Raw genomic sequence first — 18,339 nt, 5'->3', positions numbered from 1 at the left:
TAGGTAAATTTATGCAATAGAGTTCTATTTTTGTAGTGAGGAAAACATTGAAAAACTTGTTGAATAAGATGAAGAGAGTGATTCTGGTTGTAGTTCTATCAATGGCGTTATCCTGTTTTACCAACGCACAAACGGCCCCGCCCATCCCCCCATTCCAGCATGTGAGTGTCGAAACAATTGACTACTCGGGCATCAAGGATATGTTTCAGGTGAGTTTGTACGCCAGAAGATGGCTTACCATAGAGCAGTTTCACTTGATTGGAGACACCCGGGAGAATTGGGATGCCGAGATCAGGCAGGACTCTTGCAGTGTAATGACATTCAAACTTGAGACACACGAAAGGATAAGTGGAAAATACCATACATCGCTGTACCTGGTAGACTGCAAAAGTGACACTGTTTATCAGAGCGATGGCAAGGCCATGGGTTCCTCACCGGCACAAGGCTTCCAGTATGCGGCGGAAGCTGCTCTGAAAGACTTTAAGAAGGATTGGGAAAAAGGTCAGGAGCCAGCCAAAAAGTCGAAGAAAGGGAAGAATTAGATGTCCGTTATTCATTTTGCTCATTCCAATGGGTTTACAGCGCTCACTTACCGCTATTTCCTTGAGCAACTAGCGCCGAACGATGTGCAATATTTGGAAAAGTTTGGGCACGACAAGAGGTTCGAACCCAGGTTTTCCTGGGCACCGTTGACTAATCAGCTCATTGAATCAATTGAAAAGCAACGGAAGCCAGTCATTGGCCTCGGTCACTCACTTGGGGCCGTGGTTACACTGAACGCCTACTACAAGCGACCAGACTTATTCAAAGGGTTGATCATGATGGATCCACCATTTTTCGGCAAAAAAATGCGCCTCCTCTTATTAGGCGCAAGGATAGTTGGCGTTTCCGGCAAACTTGTGCCGCCGGCTGTAAAAGCAAAAAAGAGAAAGTGGGAATGGGAGAGTAAGGCGGTGGTTGCTGAAAGTTTCAGAAATAAGCCACTGTTCAAAGATTTTCACCCCGAGGCTTTTAAAGACTATATTGAGCACGGTCTTGTAGAGACGGAGCAGGGCAGGGCGAAACTGGATTTTTCAACGAAAGAAGAGTACAGGATTTTTAAGCACACACCATTTTCATTAGGAAGCGGGAAGATTGATGTACCAAGTTTTTATCTCTACTCCAGCCGTTTTGAAATAGGTTCTGCAGCTTCCATTGAGGAGCACAAAAAGAGGTTCAAGCAAACTGAGTTCATCGCTGTGGATGCTGGTCATATGTTTCCCATGGAGCAGCCAGAAAAAACGGCGCAGCTGGTAAAAGACCTTATTAAACGGGCAATGTAATCGTGAACCGACTGCCGCTGCCAGGCGTGCTCACCACTTCAATGTTGCCGCCGTGTCGCTCAATAATGCCGAAGGTGATGGACAAGCCCAGCCCTGTGCCTTTTCCATAGCCTTTGGTTGTGAAGAAGGGTTCAAATATCTTGTTCTGAATGCCGTCCGACATCCCGCAGCCGTCGTCTTCTACATAAATCTTTACCTTATCGCCAAAACCTTCTGTTCTGATGGTTACGATGCCTTTTTCTGCCACTGCGTCCAGTGCATTTGAGATAAGGTTCATAAACACCTGATTGATTTGGCCGGGAAAACACTCAACTGGCCTCATCGAATCTCCGTATTCCTTCTTTATCCGAACCCTCTTTTCTTTGATCTTTGGAGAAAGTAGAACCAATGAATTGTCGATGCCTATATGAAGGTTAGTCAGCTGCTTATCGCCCTTATCGTTCATGGAGAAGGTTCGCAGCCCATGGACTATCTGCGACGTTCTAACAGCCCCCTCACGAATAGCCTCCACCACCTGGAACATGCCCTCTTTGGTTTCATTGAAATACAGCTGCTCTTTAAGGGCGGTTATTTCCTGCAAAAAGGCAGGCGAAATATTTGGCTCGTCTGACTCCTCCAGCTCGGCGTACTTGTTTAGCACCGTAATAAGATCTTGCAGGGAATTCTTAAGGCCATCCACACCTGCGTAGACAAAGTTGACGGGGTTGTTGATCTCATGAGCAATGCCGGCAGTAAGCTCACCCAGGGAAGCCATTTTTTCAGCTTGAATAAGCTTCGCCTGTGCAGCCTTCAAATCCATCAGCGCTTTTTCAAGGTTGTGGGTCTTTTCAGCAATTTGTTGGTAAGCCGAGGCATTCTCAAGGGCAATGGCCACATGTAATGCCAGGCTTCTCAGTATATTGATCTGATAGGTTTGGTATTGCTCGGCTTCCAGGTGCTGCACTGTTAATACACCTATGCGCTTATTCTTCACCACAAGCGGGAGATAAATCACCGATCTGTAAACCGAATGATTGGCAGAGAAGCCCACGAAATCTGGTTGCAGGGTTGTGTCGAAGAAAATTTCTTCCCGTGAATTTTCAAGACAAGCAATGGCTGGGTGATCAGCCTTTTTATGCGATACATTTATCTTTTCTATTGAGGCAGAGCCTTTGCTTATCACCTGAAACTTCAGCTTGTGGCTGTCTTCTTCAAAGAGACCCACCCCGGCAATTGAGTAGTCCATCAGGCCATGTATATACCTGAACACAATTTGGACGATATCGCTTACCGAAAGGTGAGAGTTGATTTCTTTAGCCACCTCACTTAGGCGCTTAATGTCATTGTAAGATTCTTCGAGCTTGTCCTTTTGGGTTTCAATTTCCTCCTTTTGGTAGTTGATCTCTTCGTTCTGGCCTTGCAGCAGTTTTTTGGCTCGTGCATTGATGCGGTAGCTCCTCAGAATAAGGAATAAAATGACCAGCACAAGGGAAGTGACGCCAATGAAGAAATTTCTCAGGCTTTTAATCTTGGTCAGCTCAAGATCCTGAATGGCCTGCTCCTGAAGGAGGATTTCGATCTCTTTCTGGTTCTCTTTTTCTTCCAGCTCCTTTTTCTTGAGAGCAAGATCCTGGATGAACTTGTTTTTTTGCAACAACTCTATGTCGTTGTCTTTGTTTTGTGCCTCTAGTCTGGCCTGCTCCAGCTTAAGTTTCTGTTCTTCCTGGATTTTCTCTGCCAACTGTTTTCCCAGAATAATCCGCTGGATTTCATTGTCACGTTGCAGCAGCTCAATGTCCCTTTGCTTTTCCTGAGATTCGAGCTGAAGCTCTTTCAACGCCAGGTCTTTGATTTCCTTTTCTACCATCAGCAGCCTGATCTCATTCTCTTTTTTGTCGAGCGTAAGCAGCTGATTGAGCTGAGACTTGGCATGTAGTTGTCGGTCAGTGGAAATTGAATCGGACAACCAGGCAAATTTTTTGAAGAAACTCAGAGACTGTTTGTAATCGCCAAGATGTTCGTGAATGTCGGAAAGGCGCTTGTAGGTGACAATAAGGTCTTCGGACTTTTGCGGGAGCTTCTCCCCAATTTGAATGGCAGTTTCGGCAAATGTTCTTGCTTTTTCCCACTGATCCATTTTCATATAGGTGGCCACTACCTCGTTGTATAGCGGAAGTGTCTTTGAAGGAGTCTTTCGTGCTTCGTTCGATTTGATGGCTTCGAAGAAGTAGTTCAGCGCCCTGGAATTGTCGCCCATGTCATGGTAAATGCTCCCGATATTTGCGAGCAGCACCATGTCTCCCACATAGAAAGGATCATTGTTATGATGCTTTAGGTCAAGTTCGAGCGACTCTTTGAAGTATTCCAGCGCCAGCATTTTTTCATCGAGGTACTGATAGAGGTAGCCGATATTATTGAGAGAGGCGATGATGCCGGGAGTATCTTTTAAAGCCTGGTAAATCGACAATACCTGCAGGTCGTAAGCCAGGGCGAGTGTGTGTTTCTTTTCGTCAATATGCAGAAGGGCAAGCCTTCGCAGTAGGGTCAGCTCAGCTTGTTTGTCGTCGTCTTTAATGAGTTGAAGCATGAGCTGATAATTCTCAATGGCTTTCTGATTGTTTCCGGCCAGCTCAAACGCCGTGGCAGCCTTTCCCAGGCTATATTTCATCCCCAGCGTGTCGCTGATCCCTTTTTTCTCTTCGTAGGCCTTCATGAAATATACCCAGGCTTTCTGTGGCACTTTCCATTCGTCGTATAGCTCGCCGATAAGGTCATTGCTCTGCGATGCTTCCATATGTTTACCCAGGAGTTCAAACTCACGCAGGGCAACGAGATAGTGATTAAGTGAGGAAGCGAATTGTTCTTTCTGCTTGTAGCTGTCGCCGATCACAATATTGCTTCTTGCAATGAGGCACCGGATGGCCCTCGATTCCGCCATGGCGAGTGCGTTGTTGCCATAAAAAATCGCTGAGTCCAGTCTCTTTTCCGAAAGGGCTATTTCCGCTTTTAGCAAGAAAGAAGTAGCCTTCAGGCTATCTTCTGTGTAGGGATAGGGGGTTTCCTGAGAGAAAGCTGTTTCCCACACTAAAGGTGCTAACAAGAGCAGTATGTAAGCTTTTCTAAGCAATTTCCTTTTGGGTTACAACCTCATAGAGAGGAAGGTATACTTTTACTTTAGTCCCCTTGTTCACGCTGCTGTCGATAATAAGCTGCCCGTGCATTTTTTCTATGAACTCCTTGCCCAGCCTGAGTCCCAGGCCAGCCCCTTTTTCATTCATCGTGCCCCTTCTTGGCTCACTCCAGGTATTTCCCTGTAGCTTTTCTATCAGCTCTTGCGGGATTCCCACGCCAGCATCGACAATCGAAATGACAACGGCGTCTTTCTCTCTCCTGAATGACAAGTGAATTTCTCCCTTTTCGTGGGAGTATTTGATAGCGTTGCTGATCAGGTTTCGCAGCACCAGACTTACCATATTTTCGTCCACCATTGACCACAAAGGACTTCCGTCAGTTTCCATGACGATACGGATGTCTTTCTGTGAAGCCAGAAAATCAAATAGGTCCACCTGACCTTTGGCCACCTTCACGAGGTCCGTCTTTTTATTACTGATTTTAATATCGCCAGTTTGCGACAATGACCAGTGAAGCAGATTGTCGAGCAGTTGAGTAACGTGTTGGAGGTATTCCTTTGCTTTTTCACCCAGATCATGCACTTTTTGCTCATCAAGCTGGTGCTTAAAGCTGAGCATAATTTCAAGCAGGATGTTGAGCGAAGCGATGGGCAGCTTCAGGTCATGAGAAATGATCGAGAAGAATTTGTCCTTGACTTCATTGAGAGTGGAGAGCTCTTTGTTTTTTGTAGCCAGCTCCTGTGTGCGCTCAATCACTTTTTGTTCGAGGTTGGCCTTGGCCTTGCCCAGGTCGTCAATCAGGGCTTTGTTTTGAGTGCTGAGTTCGTATTTCTGTATAGCGTTGTTAAGGGTGAGCAGCAGGTGATTGGAATCCCATGGTTTGAGGATGAACTGATAAATGCCGACCTCATTGACAGCTTTGAGTATCACGTCAATATCGCTGTAGGCTGTGAGTATCATCTTGATAGAATCGGGCGATATCTGGTTCGCTTTCGACAGAAAATCGATACCAGTCATGCCCGGCATTCTTTGGTCAGAAATGATCACCTGAACCACCTCAGTCTTCAAAATATCCAGGGCCTCCTCCGCTGAATTGGACGTGATTACCTTAAAATTCCTGAAAAAGGCGTTGCGAAATACGATGAGGTTGTTTGACTCATCGTCTACATATAAAATAGAATACTTTTTTTCTTGCAAGGTGGTTTGATTAGGTAGTTGCTAAGTCTTAAACATTCAGACGGAAAAGAACCCCCATATTGTTACAAAACTTTAGCTTTACTACCTTCTTTTTAGCGAATAGTTAACGTGTACAGCAACATTTTTCATTCTATTCATACTTTTTTTGGGCAATGGTGATAATAATGGGCAAACTAACTTTTATGTTTGCCCGGGAAGAATAGACCAGGTATGAACAGACAAGGTTTTCTGCTACAGAATCTTTTAAAGGGCTTGGCTTGGTTTGCCCTTTTGGTAGTAGTTTACCTCGTGGTGAAGCGATATGTGGATGTTGACTACCTGGATTGGTTGTCTCCCATTTACGAAAAACCCCTCTACGTATTTTCCATTTTCACAGTCTCCGAGGTTGTAGTGGGCATTATTCCCCCCGAGGTATTTATGATCTGGTCGCTCAGAGAAGGAGTGGCAGCCATTTACATCTCCAACGTTTTGATTTTGGCGGCGTTGTCCTACGCTGCGGGGGTGATTGGATACTTTATTGGTTCGTATCTCAATCAGACCCAGTTCTACAAAGCGCTCGAGAAAAACTTTTTTGGCAAGTACACCACCTACCTTGACGAATATGGCGGCTTTTTGATCATTGTCGCTGCGCTCACGCCACTCCCTTTTTCAGGTATTTGTATGCTGGTGGGAGCGGTGAAGTATTCCTTCAAAAAGATGTTGCTGTTTTCGCTCACCCGCTTTATACGCTTTAGTGCGTATGCTTATGTTATATGGGCCGCCCACAACTTTTGATTTGGCTCTAGTTCATAGAATTTATTTTGTTGATAATGGCCACGTAATCTTCAACATCCTTAGGCTTGATCTTGTTGGCCTTGGCATACGCTTTTAATTCATTTTCTTTTCCCGGCAAAAGTGAAAACACATTTGAGTTCTTGCCCTTGGTTAGCTCGATAGCTTTGCCATCTACAATGGAGAGGTAAACAGGCTTTTTCAGAATTTGATCGTTTTTGTTGCCCACATTGAGGGCTACGTTGTAGTCTGCTTTCTTAATTGTGATCTTTTCATAAGAATAAAGCGGCACAGCGCCGTCAAGGATCACCTCCAGAAAAATATTCGTTGGCATATCGTCACCACTACCCTTGAGCTGATTCACATTGACATACCTTTTGTACTTATTGGTAGAAGTTTTCAGGTCAAAATATTTTACCTTATTTCCGTCAAGCCCTCTTACGCCGTCGTCATAGTTGATTTCAATAAGGTTACTCCTGAGGTCGTATCTGATCACCATATCATCATAAACTTTGGGAGACACGGTCAATTCGAAGCTTCCTTCTTTGAACTCTGAATCGAGATAGAAATCGCCTTCAAGAGACGCAGGGGGCAGGGGTATTCCGAAAGTTGCCGTGTTGGGGTTAACCGCCGCAAGTCGGTCAACGGCATTTTGCTTTTGCAGGTATTCGTTGCCCGCTGTGGAGGCGGTATTTCCAACATTTGAGCCCTGAGCGAAGGATGAAGAAACTGCTGTGGATAGTACGAGTGATAGCGTTATTTGAGCTACGTGTTTTCTCATGATTGCATTTTGTTTAACTAAATTAATTAAAAGAATTCGGCAACCATCCTTAAAAAATCCTGTTAGTCTATAAATTTGAAATATGAATAACAAGAAAGGGAAAAAGGGAGTGTTGCTGGTCAATTTAGGAACACCAGATCAGCCAGATACCCCTAATGTAAGGAAATACCTGAGAGAATTTTTAATGGACGGCAGGGTAATTGATATTCCTTTTGCCCAGAGATGGATGCTTGTTAACCTTATCATAGCTCCTTTTCGTGCGCCCAAGTCAGCGGCGGAATATCAAAAGTTATGGGATGAGAGAGGCTCTCCGCTCAAGTATTATGGGGAGGATGTGAGAGACTTGCTTCAGAAAGAACTGAACGGCGATTACGTGGTGGCACTGGCCATGCGATATCAAAATCCGAGTATTGCATCGGGGCTGGACGAGTTAAAAAAAGCGCATGTTAGCGAAATAATTGTGGTGCCTCTTTTTCCACAATATGCCTCCGCCAGCACCGGCTCAGTGGCTGATAAAGTAATGGAGCTTGTTCGGAAATGGCAGATTATACCCAACATTCGTTTCATCAACCAGTTTGCGGACGACCCGATGTTCATAGAAGTGATTGCTCAACGGGCAAAGAAGTGGATGGAGCAGCATGACTACGATCACTACTTATTCAGCTACCACGGGTTGCCCGAAAGACAGATTCTCAAAGGGTCGGTTGGTTCACAGTGCCAGCTGGGCAAGTGCTGCAACAACTGCCACGATAAGAACCGGTATTGCTACCGTGCTCAGTGTTTTCTTACCTCACGGTTAATCGCTGAAAGCCTGGGTATTCCTGAGGACAAATATACCGTTGCGTTTCAAAGCCGGCTGGGGAAAACTCCCTGGATACAGCCCTATACAGACGAGAAGCTGGTAGAGTTTGCTGAAAAGGGCTACAAAAAAGTACTCGCCTTTTCTCCGGCTTTTGTGTCGGACTGCCTCGAAACGACTGTTGAAGTAGGAGAAACCTATCAGGAACAATTTTTAGAGGCTGGCGGAGAACGCTGGGACTTGGTGGAAAGCCTCAATGATCACCCGCTCTGGATAGAATGCCTTAAAAACCTGGTGTTGGAAAAAGCTTCTTAGATCAGGCTCTGACAGCCACAAGCTCAGTCAGTTTTTGAACGGTGAAGTCTATGTCTTGTTGGGTGGTGAAGCGGGAGAAAGAAAAACGGATATTTCCCCGCATGGGATCTACTCCCAAAGCACCCAACACATGTGAGCCAACGTTCGAACCGCTGGAGCAAGCGCTGCCGCCAGAGGCAGAAACCCCTTCAATATCAAGGCTGAATAGAAGCATGTCGTTGTCTTCGTTGGGAGGAAGGCTGACACTGAGCACAGTGTAAAGGCTGTTATTGAGATTGGCCGAGTCGCCGTTAAATGTGATGCCCTCAATGTTGGCGGATAACTGGCGGATCATGCTTTCTTTCAAGGCTTCCATGTGCTTTCGGTGCTCGTCCATGTGCTCATAAGCAAGGTCCAGTGCTTTGGCCAGGCCAATGATGCCCGGAACGTTTTCAGTGCCCCCCCGCATATTTCTCTCTTGTGCTCCGCCATGGATGAAGGGATGAATCTTGCAGTTATGGTTGATGTGCAGGAAGCCAACGCCTTTTGGCCCGTGAAATTTGTGAGCCGCACCCACCATCATGTTCAGGTTGAGCGCCTGCAGGTCGTGGCGGTAGTGCCCTACTGCCTGCACGGTATCAGTATGGAAAACGGCTTGGTACTCCTTAGCCAGCTGGCCTATTTTCTCAATATCATTCAGGTTGCCAATTTCATTGTTGGCATGCATCAGGCTGACCAAAGCCTTGCCGGGATGGTCTTTCAGAAACGCCTCCAGGTGATCCAGGCTTACATGACCTTTTTCGTCAAGCTCCACATAGGTTAGGTCAATCTTGCCCTGCTCGTGAAGATACTCAAGTGTGTGAAGCACAGCGTGGTGCTCGATTTTTGACGTGATGGCATGCGTGAGGCCATAGGCTTCAATTGACTTCGTCAGCGCAGTATTGTCAGCCTCGGTGCCGCCGGAAGTAAAAAAGATTTCTGAAGGGGAGGTATTCAGTAGCTCAGCCACTTTTTTCCTTGACCTTTCAATCGCCGACCGCACCAGTCTCCCATGCCCGTGTATGGAACTTGGGTTGCCGAAGTGCTCGGTCAGGTAGGGTAGCATCGCCTCCAGCACTTCTTTATCGAGTGGTGTGGTGGCAGCGTTGTCAAGGTATACTCGCATGGCTTCAGATTTTTTCTGAAATAATCTCTTTGATGTCCATCATGATTTTATGGGCCAGGTGCTCGGCTGTCGCCTGACTTTCTGACTCAGAATAAATCCGGATGATGGGCTCGGTGTTCGATTTACGAAGATGCACCCATTCTTTGTCAAATTCAATTTTGACACCATCCACAGTATTGATCGGCTGACGCTGATATTTGTCTTTTATCTCGTGCAATACAAGATCAACATCCATTTCAGGGGAAAGCTCAATCTTGTTTTTCGAAATATGGTAGTTAGGATATTTTGACCGAAGCATCGACACGCTTTTCCCAAACTTGGCCAGGTGGGTAAGAAAAAGGGCGATGCCTACGAGCGCATCCCGACCATAGTGAAGCTCAGGAAGGATCACTCCGCCATTGCCTTCGCCACCGATCACAGCGCCGATTGCTTTCATTTTTTCGACAACGTTCACTTCGCCGACTGCAGCCGCCTCATATTTCTGTCCGTATTTTTCGGTCACATCTCGCAATGCTCTGGTTGATGAAAGGTTGGAAACGGTTGACCCTGGCTTTTGCGACAGCACATAGTCAGCAATGGCTACCAGGGTGTATTCTTCGCCGAAAGTATTGCCGTCCTCGCAAATCAGTGCAAGGCGATCCACGTCAGGATCGACCACAATACCCAGATCGAACTGGCCATTTTCTATTTCACCACAAATGTGGGTAAGGTTCTCAGGCAATGGTTCGGGGTTGTGAGGGAAATGGCCATTGGGTTCACCGTAGAAAACTTCGACCCGGTCTACTCCCAGTTTCTTCAGCAGCATGGGTACTGCTATGCCTCCTGTTGAATTCACTGCATCCACAGCAACAGAGAAGTTGCGTAGCCTGATGGCTTCAACATCTACCATCGGCAGCGCAAGAATTTTTTCGATGTGTTTTTCTATGGTGCCTTCTCTGAAGGTGTAGCTGCCGAGTTTTTTAACGTCAACGAAGTCGAAGGCCTCTTCATCCGCTATAGATAAGATGTTTTCGCCGTCACTTCCCGACAGAAACTCTCCCTTGTTGTTAAGCAGCTTAAGCGCATTCCATTGTATCGGGTTGTGGCTGGCAGTGATAATAATTCCCCCACCGGCTTTTTCTTCCACTACCATCATTTCTACAGTGGGAGTAGTTGAAAGACCGAGGTCAATTACATCGATGCCAAGCGACTGTAGTGTAGACGCCACGAGGCTGGAGACGATTTCGCCGGAAATCCGTGCATCTCGTCCGATCACCACCATTGGATGAGCCTTTTGTGTCAATAGCCACTGGCCATAGGCCGCGGCAAACTTAACAGTATCCAGAGGAGTCAAGCCGTCACCAACTTTGCCACCTATTGTTCCTCTGATTCCAGATATTGATTTAATTAAAGTCACTTTTCCAGGTTTAATTACTTGCGGGCGCAAATTTACTGAAAAAATACCGTGATAAAATGGTAGAATTCAAAGATAGTGCCTTTCGCAAGGTGGATACCACCGTTAATCGATTGAAAGCCTTAAAATTTCGACAAAACTTTGTTGACTTCTGAGTCTGGATTCCCCCCTGCAGGGTCAGCGCAAGCATCTCCGGGCTGTAGATTCTTGCCGCAATAGCCACATGTTACACCTTCCTTATTTAGGAACGGGCTCTGTGAAGCACATGTGCCCTTGAACTCTCCATTTTTTAAAAATATCAGCCGTACCGACATCAAAATGAAGAACAGTGCTATAAATCCAATCCCCAATAAAACTGTTACCATGGCATTCTATATCTTTATGCAAAGAAAAAAGAGCGGCTTTACAATACCTAATCAGCCGCCTGTTTGTTGAACAAGTCGCTGCAAAGGAAAATTCATTTGATGGAAAAAATACCCGCCCCAGATTTACGAAGAGAAGAAAAATTGAAAGCCTTTGACAGGTTGCTTACCATTATGGATGAGCTGCGTGAAAACTGCCCGTGGGACAAAAAGCAGACCTTTGAAACGCTCCGCCACCTGACAATAGAGGAAACCTATGAATTGTCAGATGCCATTCTGGAGGGAGATAAGGATGAGATCAAAAAAGAGGTGGGTGATTTGATGCTTCACCTGGTTTTTTACTCAAGGATTGGGTCGGAAACTGGCAGCTTTGATGTGGCCGATGTCATTGATGCATTGTGTGAAAAGCTAATCAACCGGCACCCACATATTTATGGCGATGTGAAGGCCGACAACGAAGAAGTAGTCAAGCAAAACTGGGAGAAGATCAAGCTAAAAGAAAAGGGCAATAAGTCTGTGCTAGGTGGCGTGCCAAAAACCCTGCCTGCGCTGGTAAAAGCGATCAGGATCCAGGATAAAGCCAGAGGTGTTGGTTTTGACTGGGAAGAGAAGCAGCAGGTGTGGGAAAAGGTTGAAGAAGAAATGCAGGAGTTCAAAGAAGAATTCAATGTGAGCGGCGAAAAGGAAATTGACAGGGAGAAGGCACAAGGTGAATTTGGTGATTTGCTTTTTTCACTCGTCAATTATGCACGATTTATTGATATCGATCCTGAGGAGGCCCTGGAGCGAACCAATAAGAAATTCATTAAGCGATTCCAATACCTCGAGCAGGAGTCGGCTAAAGAAGGAAAGAGTCTTGGGGAAATGACGCTGGCAGAAATGGACGAATACTGGAACCGGGCGAAGAAATTGTGATTCGGGTAAAAATGGTTAATTTGATATAGCTTATCACACTAACCTACTTACTATGAAAATACTGAAAATCAATCACTGGGCCATTTTGGTCATTGTTGTGCTTGGTCAGGTTATTCCTGCCCTGTGGTATGGGATGTTTGCAGAAACCTGGATGCGGCTTAATAACCTTACCGAAGCTGATGTGATGTCGGGAGGATCCACGCCCTACATTTCGAGTGTAGTTACTGCCGTTGTTTTTGCCTATGTGTTGGCATGGCTTTTCAAAAGAATGAATGTCGGGTCGGCTGCCGATGGCGCAAAAACAGCCTTTATTATGGCTGTTTCGTTTTCGCTGCTCATGCACATGACAGTAAATTTCTTTTCGATGAGACCTTACGGCTTAGCCTGGGTCGACGGGGGAGCGGATCTTGTGGTTTGGACGCTAGCCGGCACTATTCTGGGCGGCTGGAGAAAGTACGAAAACTAGCTTTCAGCAATGTTGTTGCAGCCTGATATGCCCTATACCGAATTTCGTCCGAACCTCAGGCTGCAGCAGTTTGTAGAGTGCTATTGGTGTGTCAAAAGTGCCACTCAGCTCAGTAGCTTCAGGCCCGTGTTTCCCGACGCCTGTTCCGACGTTATTTTCAACTTCTCTGCCCCACTTCTCTACGAGGAGCATGGCAAAATTTCCTGTAACAAGTTTCAGTCCTTTTATGTCGGCATCCAAACCGCACCTATTTTCACAAAAGCAGGCGGTGCAACAGATTTATTGGGTGTGAGGTTTAAAAACCAGGGAGCGTGGAGGTTTCTGAGGCGTCCGCTGGCGGAATTTAGCAACAAGACCGCCTCACTTAAGGAACTGGACGAGGGTGATTTGCACAACCTGACTGAGCAAATGGCTTTTTTGCCGGTTTCAGAAAGGATCAACCTGATTGAGCTTCGATTGCTTGAACGATTGGGAAATGAGAGCCAGTATGATTTGGTGGATCAGTTCTTCAACAGGCCATCAGAGTCGATCCATGCATTTTGCAAAGCAAATCACCTGAGTGAGCGAACTTTGGAAAGAAAGTCCCGGGAAAGGGTAGGCGTGTCTCCAAAAATGTACCAGCGCATCGTTCGCTTCAGAAAGGCCTCCGGAAAGCTTTCAGGCTTCGATGGGTCGTTGATGGAATTTGCCTGGGATATGGGCTACTACGATCATGCTCACCTTGCCAAAGATTTCCGGGAATTTGGACACTTTTTGCCATCCAGCCTTATGCATTAATTCGTCAATTGTCGGGTTTTTACAAAAGCTGATGAGCTGGCTAGCCCTAACTTGTGGCCACAAACAAACCATTAGAAGATGCAAAAATTTCAACAGCTTTCACCAAACATGATGGTCGCAAGTGTGGAGGAGTCCATGGCCTACTATTCGACAATTTTTGGCTTTAGCGAAGGGCCGAGCGTGCCTGCCCCGAGCGGTGGTCTTCAATGGGGAATGGTGATGCATGGAGCGGTGCAGCTCATGTTTCAGACCGCTGCAAGTATTGGCGAAGATCTTCCAGGCTTCAATACTGAAAAAACTGGCGGCAGTCTCTCGTTATTCATCGAAGTGGACGATGCCGCTGCGCTGTTTCGGGAGGTAGAGGCAAAAGTGGAGGTCTTTATGCCACTAAAAGACACCTTCTATGGGAAGCGGGAATTTGGTATCCGTGATCTCAACGGATACCTGTTGGTGTTTGCAAGCGACATCAAGTAACTGCTAGCTCATCTTGATGGGCAGTTCTTTGCTTCTCTTTCCTGTAGCCGCAAACACGGCATTGGCCAGAGCAGGCGCAAAAGGTGGGACGGGCGGTTCTCCCACACCTGTCGGTTTTTCGTCACTTTCTACCAGGTGAACAAATATCTCTTTGGCGGCATCCTGCATGCGGGCCACTTCAAATTGGTCGAAGTTTTTAGCGACCGTTTGTCCATCTTTGAAAGCAATACCCCCTTTCAGGGCAAGGCTGGAGGCAAATGTTCCACCTCCTTCAAACTGGTTTTTGACAGAGTTTTGGTTCACAACAATGCCACAGTCAACAGCGAAGTGAACTTCCGGAATGGTGAGCTTGCCGGCATCGTCAACCGCCACATGCACCACGCAGGCCACATAGGTAAGGAAGCTGCGATGCGCACAAATGCCCATGCCGTGCCCTTTAGGCAGTTCTTTGCCCCACCCCGACTTTTCGGCAGCGAGCTTAACCACGTTTTTGAGGCGTGCTGTTTTCATCGGAAACTTCTCAACAGGCTCGCCATAGTTGCCAAAGCCTTCCATCAGCTTGTCAAAGGGGATTTCCCTGTCCGACCCGATCAAATCCAGCAGGTTTTCTACCGGATCCATTTGTCGGGCTGTTGCAATTTCATCCACCATGCTGCCGATGGCAAAGGCGTGCTGGATGTTGCTCACTGACCGAAGCCAGCCAATACGGGTCATGGCCTTCGCCTCGTGCGACTGACAAGAGATGTTGGGGATATCAAAAGGCATGTCGACCATGCCGAGCTGGAGCTCATCAAAACTTGGCCCCGTTGCATCTGGTGAGAAAGTACCACCGATGGGAGGGAAAACACTGTGGTGCTCCCAGCCCGTCACTTTGTTGTTGTTGTCTAGCGCCACTTTGATCCGCTGCACACTGCAGGCGTGAAAGAAGTCGTGCTGAATATCATCTTCTCTTGTCCAAATGACTTTGACGGGAAAGCCACTCATCTGAGAGGCTAGTGCAGCTTCCACGATAAAGTCAGGCTTTGATTTCCGTCCGAAGCCGCCGCCAAGTAAGGTGACATTTACTGTGACATTGGCTTTGTCTATTTTCAACGCCTCAGCCAGGGCATCGTTGGCCCCCTGGGGGTTTTGGGTGGGAGCCCACACTTCACACTTTCCATCTTTAAAATGCGCTACGGCACAAGGCGGCTCCATGGGTGCATGAGAAAGATGGGGTATCAGGTAGGTGGAGTCAATGGTTTTCGCTGCATTTTTAAAGGATGTCTCTACCGACCCTTCCTCTCTGTGCACCTGACCTTTGCTTTTCACCCTTCCCAGCATATCTTTGAAATAGTCGGCTGTGCTGTATTTGGCATTGGGGCCAAAGTCCCATTCTACTTCCAGCGCATCTCGCCCTTTGATGGCTGCCCAGGTGCTGTCCGCCACCACGAGCAGACCACCCAACGGGGCGTTTATACCGCCAGGGAAAGCTGTGAAAGGCATTTCATACACCTTTTGTACACCAGCTACCTGCATAGCTTTGTCTGCATTGAAGGTTTTTACCTTTCCTCCCGCCACCGGGCAACGGAGGACCGTGGCGTATTTCATGCCAGCTACCTTTTTATCCAGGCCAAACCCGCCCTTGCCACTAATAATGTCTTCAATGTCAACGATGGGCGTGGACTTGCCAATGAATTTCCACTCTGACTTTTTCTTCAGGGTGATTTTGTCTTCGGCAGGCATTTCCAGTTTTGACGCCGCTTCAGTTAACTCGCCAAAGCCTAGCTTTTTGCCACTGCCCTCATGTGCCACTTCGCCGTTTTTCGCTTTGCACTCGCCAACAGGAACACCCCACTCGTTGGCCGCAGCTTGCTCCAGCATCATTCGGGCTGTGGCGCCTGCCTTCCGCATAGGCTCAAAAAACATGCGCACAGAAAATGACCCATCAGTATTTTGGTTGCCATATTTGGCTTCGTCGCCTATAGCCTGAACAATCTTCACTTTGCTCCAGTCGGCTTCCAGCTCGTCGGCCACAATGAGCGGCAATCCCGTACGAATACCGGTTCCCATCTCCGACCTGTGGGCCACTATGGTCACCGTGCCGTCGCTGTTCACCGTCAGGTAAACATTGGGGGAGAAAGGAATGCCGCTATCTTTCTTTTTCGAAGGAGAGCACCCTATCTGCATACCGATGATAATGCCTGTGGCGCTGATGCCGCTAATTTTCAGAAAAGAACGGCGAGCAACTTTTTTGAGAATGGATGGTTCCAGGGAGTTGTGCAGAGGCTTCATAAACAAAGTTTTGTGGAATAATAAAGCTAATTAAAATATGCTGAAAAGTTGACGGGGTTGCGGATATTTCCAGGGACTCCCTTTTGGCCGACTTCGCCCAATCGATGGCACCCTTCTAAATGTGCCTAACACAGGAGCATTAAAAAAAGGAAATTTAATAGAACTTTTTAAATGACGAAGAGAGATTTAGTTTCTTCAATTTTCACCATCCCTACTGTAAATATTTATGCGCTATAGCGCTTACATTTCACCGCCATATTTGTTATATTTAATCTAGTCTCCGACTGTCTAAACTTGGATTTATATCGAGTTTTACTAACATTGCAGAGTTCTACCTACTTGAAAATGAAAGTGCTTTCGTCCAGCTATGCCAATGACAACGAACTCCTGGAAGCTTTCCAGAGGGGAGAAAAAGACGCATTCATCGTCATATACGAACGGTTTTGGAATAGGATTTTTTTGATAGCCTACAAAAGCACAAGAAACAAGGAGGTGTCTGAAGACCTTGTTCAAAACCTATTTCTGAAGCTTTGGGACAAAAGAGATTTGCTGCATATAAAGCAGATTGAAGCATATTTGCATTCTTCCATCAGAAACAGTGTGATCGACTACATACACAGCCAGGTAGTAAGAAATAAATACCTCGATTACCTTAAAGTTTCGCCTCCGACCGGCGAGAATAATACAGACCGCATGATGGCAGTAAGTGATCTTTCTAAGCTGATAGAAGAGGGGCTTACTCAGCTGCCGGAAAAGTCAAGGAGTATTTTTAGAATGAACCGGCTTGATCATTCACCAGTGGAAGAAATTGCGCAAAAGCTGAAGATTTCGGAAAAGGCAGTTCAGTACCACCTGACGAAATCTCTGAAGGTCATGCGGCTCTATTTGAGAAGCATTATTTTTAGTCTTCTGCTTATTTTTCTGGGCTAGGTTTTTCGACAGAACTCACTCCATTATTGCGACCTCATCCGACGAAAACAATAAATCTGATATTTTTCACATTCCTTTTAGGAAAAACAGTGAGTTGCCCGTCTAGTTGGTAGGCGTGGACATATTTAAACAATTAGTATATCCTTTTTGATGCCGGGCGTGCGCCATGAAAATGAAACAAAAAGAACTTGAACAATTGCTAAAACGCTATTTGAAGGACAGTAGCTCTGAGTTTGAAAAGCTTGAAGTAGAAAGATGGTTTGAAGATATAAGCAATAACGACATTGATTTGAGCGAATCTGAAAAAATTGAAATAAAGGACAGAATGCTTGCGAGAATTCTGGAGGCCAGGGAACAGGGGGGGAGCGAGCCTGCCGTTCGGGGTCGGCAGTTGATTTTCAGAGTGGCTGCTTCACTTCTTTTGATGATCGTATCTTTTGTAGCATACCAGCAGCTGTCTCAGAGCGAACCTGAAACTATCGCCGTCACCACGGCGATGCTTTCTGACGAGGTTGTGATTGAGAATAACTCAAAGGGTCCCAGGGAGATTTGGCTTCCGGATGGTACCCAGGTGATACTAAAAGGAGAAAGCAAGATCAGCTACGCCAGGCATTTTTCCGGAAAGAAGAGGGAGGTAAACCTGGTAGGCGAGGCTTTTTTTGATGTGATCAGAAACCCCGACAGGCCGTTCTTTGTGTACAGCGGCAATGTCGTCACCAGGGTGCTGGGCACAAGTTTCAGCATGGTAGCACCTGAAAACGCTTCTACAATCGAAGTAAATGTGGTGTCGGGGAGAGTTTCGGTTTACGAATCGGAAGAAGGTGAAACTGATGAGACTGAGCAGAAGAAGGTGAAGAAAGGTGTTATTCTCACCAGAAATCAAAAGGCAACCTTCTTCGTCAAAGAAACGCACCTGGTTACCTCGCTGGTTGAGCAACCCAGGCCTGTAAAGGTGCCAACGAGGGAAAATAAGCTATTGGTATTTGAAGACAATACCCTGAGCGAGATTGCCTCCAAACTTGAAGAGAATTACTCGATAGAGTTTGTGATGGAAAATGCATCAATCAGCAACTGTACTTTCACCGGAGACCTGTCCGACATGTCTCTTTTCGATTTATTGTCTGTGATTGGGAAGTCGGTTGGGGTTGAGTATGAAGTGATGGGCACTAAAATCCTGCTAAACGGACAAGGTTGCCAGAAACAAATTGTGAACTAAAAAAAGAGGAATGATATGAAACAAAAATCTACTTAGAAAATGACCCTTGGTACCACGAGTACCTTTGGAGGCAGCCCTTTTTATGAAACCGTAAGG

General features: G+C 46.5%; 17 protein-coding genes. 10 read left to right on the top strand and 7 right to left on the bottom strand.

Translation table 11 applies throughout. The annotated features are described in order from the left end of the window. Positions 1 to 68: 68 nt before the first annotated feature. Both AAC052_RS19280 and AAC052_RS19275 read left to right on the top strand, forming a co-directional pair. The gene (locus AAC052_RS19280) at positions 69 to 542 is read left to right on the top strand and encodes a hypothetical protein (RefSeq protein WP_317488803.1); all 474 of its coding nucleotides are present in this window, start codon (positions 69 to 71) and stop codon (positions 540 to 542) included. Further along, positions 543 to 1,322 carry an alpha/beta hydrolase gene (locus AAC052_RS19275; protein ID WP_339815103.1) on the top strand — a complete coding sequence of 260 codons (780 nt, stop codon included), beginning with the start codon at positions 543 to 545 and terminating at the stop codon, positions 1,320 to 1,322. It begins immediately after the preceding gene. Here AAC052_RS19275 and AAC052_RS19270 read toward each other — a convergent pair. Together AAC052_RS19270 and AAC052_RS19265 are read right to left on the bottom strand one after the other, a co-directional pair. Further along, positions 1,306 to 4,401 (bottom strand): tetratricopeptide repeat protein, encoded by a 3,096-nt coding sequence (locus tag AAC052_RS19270; protein ID WP_339815102.1) that lies wholly within the window; start codon positions 4,399 to 4,401, stop codon positions 1,306 to 1,308. The genes AAC052_RS19275 and AAC052_RS19270 overlap by 17 nt on opposite strands. Before the next feature lie 19 nt (positions 4,402 to 4,420). Next, the gene (locus AAC052_RS19265; RefSeq protein ID WP_339815101.1) at positions 4,421 to 5,629 is read right to left on the bottom strand and encodes a hybrid sensor histidine kinase/response regulator; all 1,209 of its coding nucleotides are present in this window, start codon (positions 5,627 to 5,629) and stop codon (positions 4,421 to 4,423) included. Between the two features lie 210 nt (positions 5,630 to 5,839). On the opposite strand from AAC052_RS19265, the gene AAC052_RS19260 reads away from it, so the two are divergent. Continuing rightward, the gene (locus AAC052_RS19260) at positions 5,840 to 6,403 is read left to right on the top strand and encodes a VTT domain-containing protein (RefSeq protein WP_317488799.1); all 564 of its coding nucleotides are present in this window, start codon (positions 5,840 to 5,842) and stop codon (positions 6,401 to 6,403) included. Between the two features lie 7 nt (positions 6,404 to 6,410). Here the strand turns inward: AAC052_RS19260 and AAC052_RS19255 are convergent, their stop codons facing one another. After that, entirely contained in the window at positions 6,411 to 7,181 is a 771-nt protein-coding gene (locus tag AAC052_RS19255) for a hypothetical protein (RefSeq protein ID WP_317488798.1), read from the bottom strand. Positions 7,182 to 7,263: 82 nt separating this feature from the next. On the opposite strand from AAC052_RS19255, the gene hemH reads away from it, so the two are divergent. Further along, positions 7,264 to 8,295 (top strand): ferrochelatase, encoded by a 1,032-nt coding sequence (hemH, locus tag AAC052_RS19250; protein ID WP_339815099.1) that lies wholly within the window; start codon positions 7,264 to 7,266, stop codon positions 8,293 to 8,295. A gap of 1 nt (position 8,296) precedes the next feature. Here hemH and AAC052_RS19245 read toward each other — a convergent pair whose 3' ends face one another. The 3 genes from AAC052_RS19245 to AAC052_RS19235 form a co-directional block, all read right to left on the bottom strand. Continuing rightward, on the bottom strand, positions 8,297 to 9,439 hold the full coding sequence (locus AAC052_RS19245) for a cysteine desulfurase family protein (protein ID WP_339815097.1): 1,143 nt from the start codon (positions 9,437 to 9,439) through the stop codon (positions 8,297 to 8,299). A 4-nt stretch (positions 9,440 to 9,443) separates the two neighbouring features. Then, on the bottom strand, positions 9,444 to 10,835 hold the full coding sequence (gene glmM / locus AAC052_RS19240) for a phosphoglucosamine mutase (protein WP_339815096.1): 1,392 nt from the start codon (positions 10,833 to 10,835) through the stop codon (positions 9,444 to 9,446). Positions 10,836 to 10,954: 119 nt separating this feature from the next. Beyond that, positions 10,955 to 11,197, bottom strand: coding sequence for a hypothetical protein (locus AAC052_RS19235; RefSeq protein ID WP_152001563.1), 243 nt, complete (start codon positions 11,195 to 11,197; stop codon positions 10,955 to 10,957). 99 nt (positions 11,198 to 11,296) lie between these two features. On the opposite strand from AAC052_RS19235, the gene mazG reads away from it, so the two are divergent. The 4 genes from mazG to AAC052_RS19215 all read left to right on the top strand — a co-directional run bounded on the left by mazG (position 11,297) and on the right by AAC052_RS19215 (position 13,826). Then, positions 11,297 to 12,109 carry a nucleoside triphosphate pyrophosphohydrolase gene (gene mazG / locus AAC052_RS19230; protein ID WP_339815094.1) on the top strand — a complete coding sequence of 271 codons (813 nt, stop codon included), beginning with the start codon at positions 11,297 to 11,299 and terminating at the stop codon, positions 12,107 to 12,109. 52 nt (positions 12,110 to 12,161) lie between these two features. After that, on the top strand, positions 12,162 to 12,575 hold the full coding sequence (locus AAC052_RS19225; RefSeq protein WP_339815092.1) for a DUF1761 domain-containing protein: 414 nt from the start codon (positions 12,162 to 12,164) through the stop codon (positions 12,573 to 12,575). A gap of 9 nt (positions 12,576 to 12,584) precedes the next feature. Then, positions 12,585 to 13,352, top strand: a complete 768-nt coding sequence (locus tag AAC052_RS19220) for a helix-turn-helix domain-containing protein (protein WP_339815091.1) — start codon at positions 12,585 to 12,587, stop codon at positions 13,350 to 13,352. Positions 13,353 to 13,430: 78 nt separating this feature from the next. Beyond that, entirely contained in the window at positions 13,431 to 13,826 is a 396-nt protein-coding gene (locus AAC052_RS19215; protein ID WP_339815089.1) for a VOC family protein, read from the top strand. A gap of 3 nt (positions 13,827 to 13,829) precedes the next feature. Here AAC052_RS19215 and AAC052_RS19210 read toward each other — a convergent pair whose 3' ends face one another. Then, on the bottom strand, positions 13,830 to 16,097 hold the full coding sequence (locus AAC052_RS19210; protein WP_339815088.1) for a molybdopterin cofactor-binding domain-containing protein: 2,268 nt from the start codon (positions 16,095 to 16,097) through the stop codon (positions 13,830 to 13,832). Between the two features lie 345 nt (positions 16,098 to 16,442). On the opposite strand from AAC052_RS19210, the gene AAC052_RS19205 reads away from it, so the two are divergent. After that, on the top strand, positions 16,443 to 17,027 hold the full coding sequence (locus AAC052_RS19205; RefSeq protein WP_317488789.1) for an RNA polymerase sigma-70 factor: 585 nt from the start codon (positions 16,443 to 16,445) through the stop codon (positions 17,025 to 17,027). A gap of 172 nt (positions 17,028 to 17,199) precedes the next feature. After that, the gene (locus AAC052_RS19200; RefSeq protein ID WP_339815085.1) at positions 17,200 to 18,243 is read left to right on the top strand and encodes a FecR family protein; all 1,044 of its coding nucleotides are present in this window, start codon (positions 17,200 to 17,202) and stop codon (positions 18,241 to 18,243) included. Positions 18,244 to 18,339: the final 96 nt, after the last annotated feature.

It is taken from the genome of uncultured Imperialibacter sp. (assembly GCF_963974565.1).
Taxonomy (GTDB): Bacteria; Bacteroidota; Bacteroidia; order Cytophagales; family Cyclobacteriaceae; genus Imperialibacter; species Imperialibacter roseus.
The sequence above is the reverse complement of the archived record's forward strand: the minus strand, read 5'-3'. Positions and strand labels throughout refer to the sequence as shown.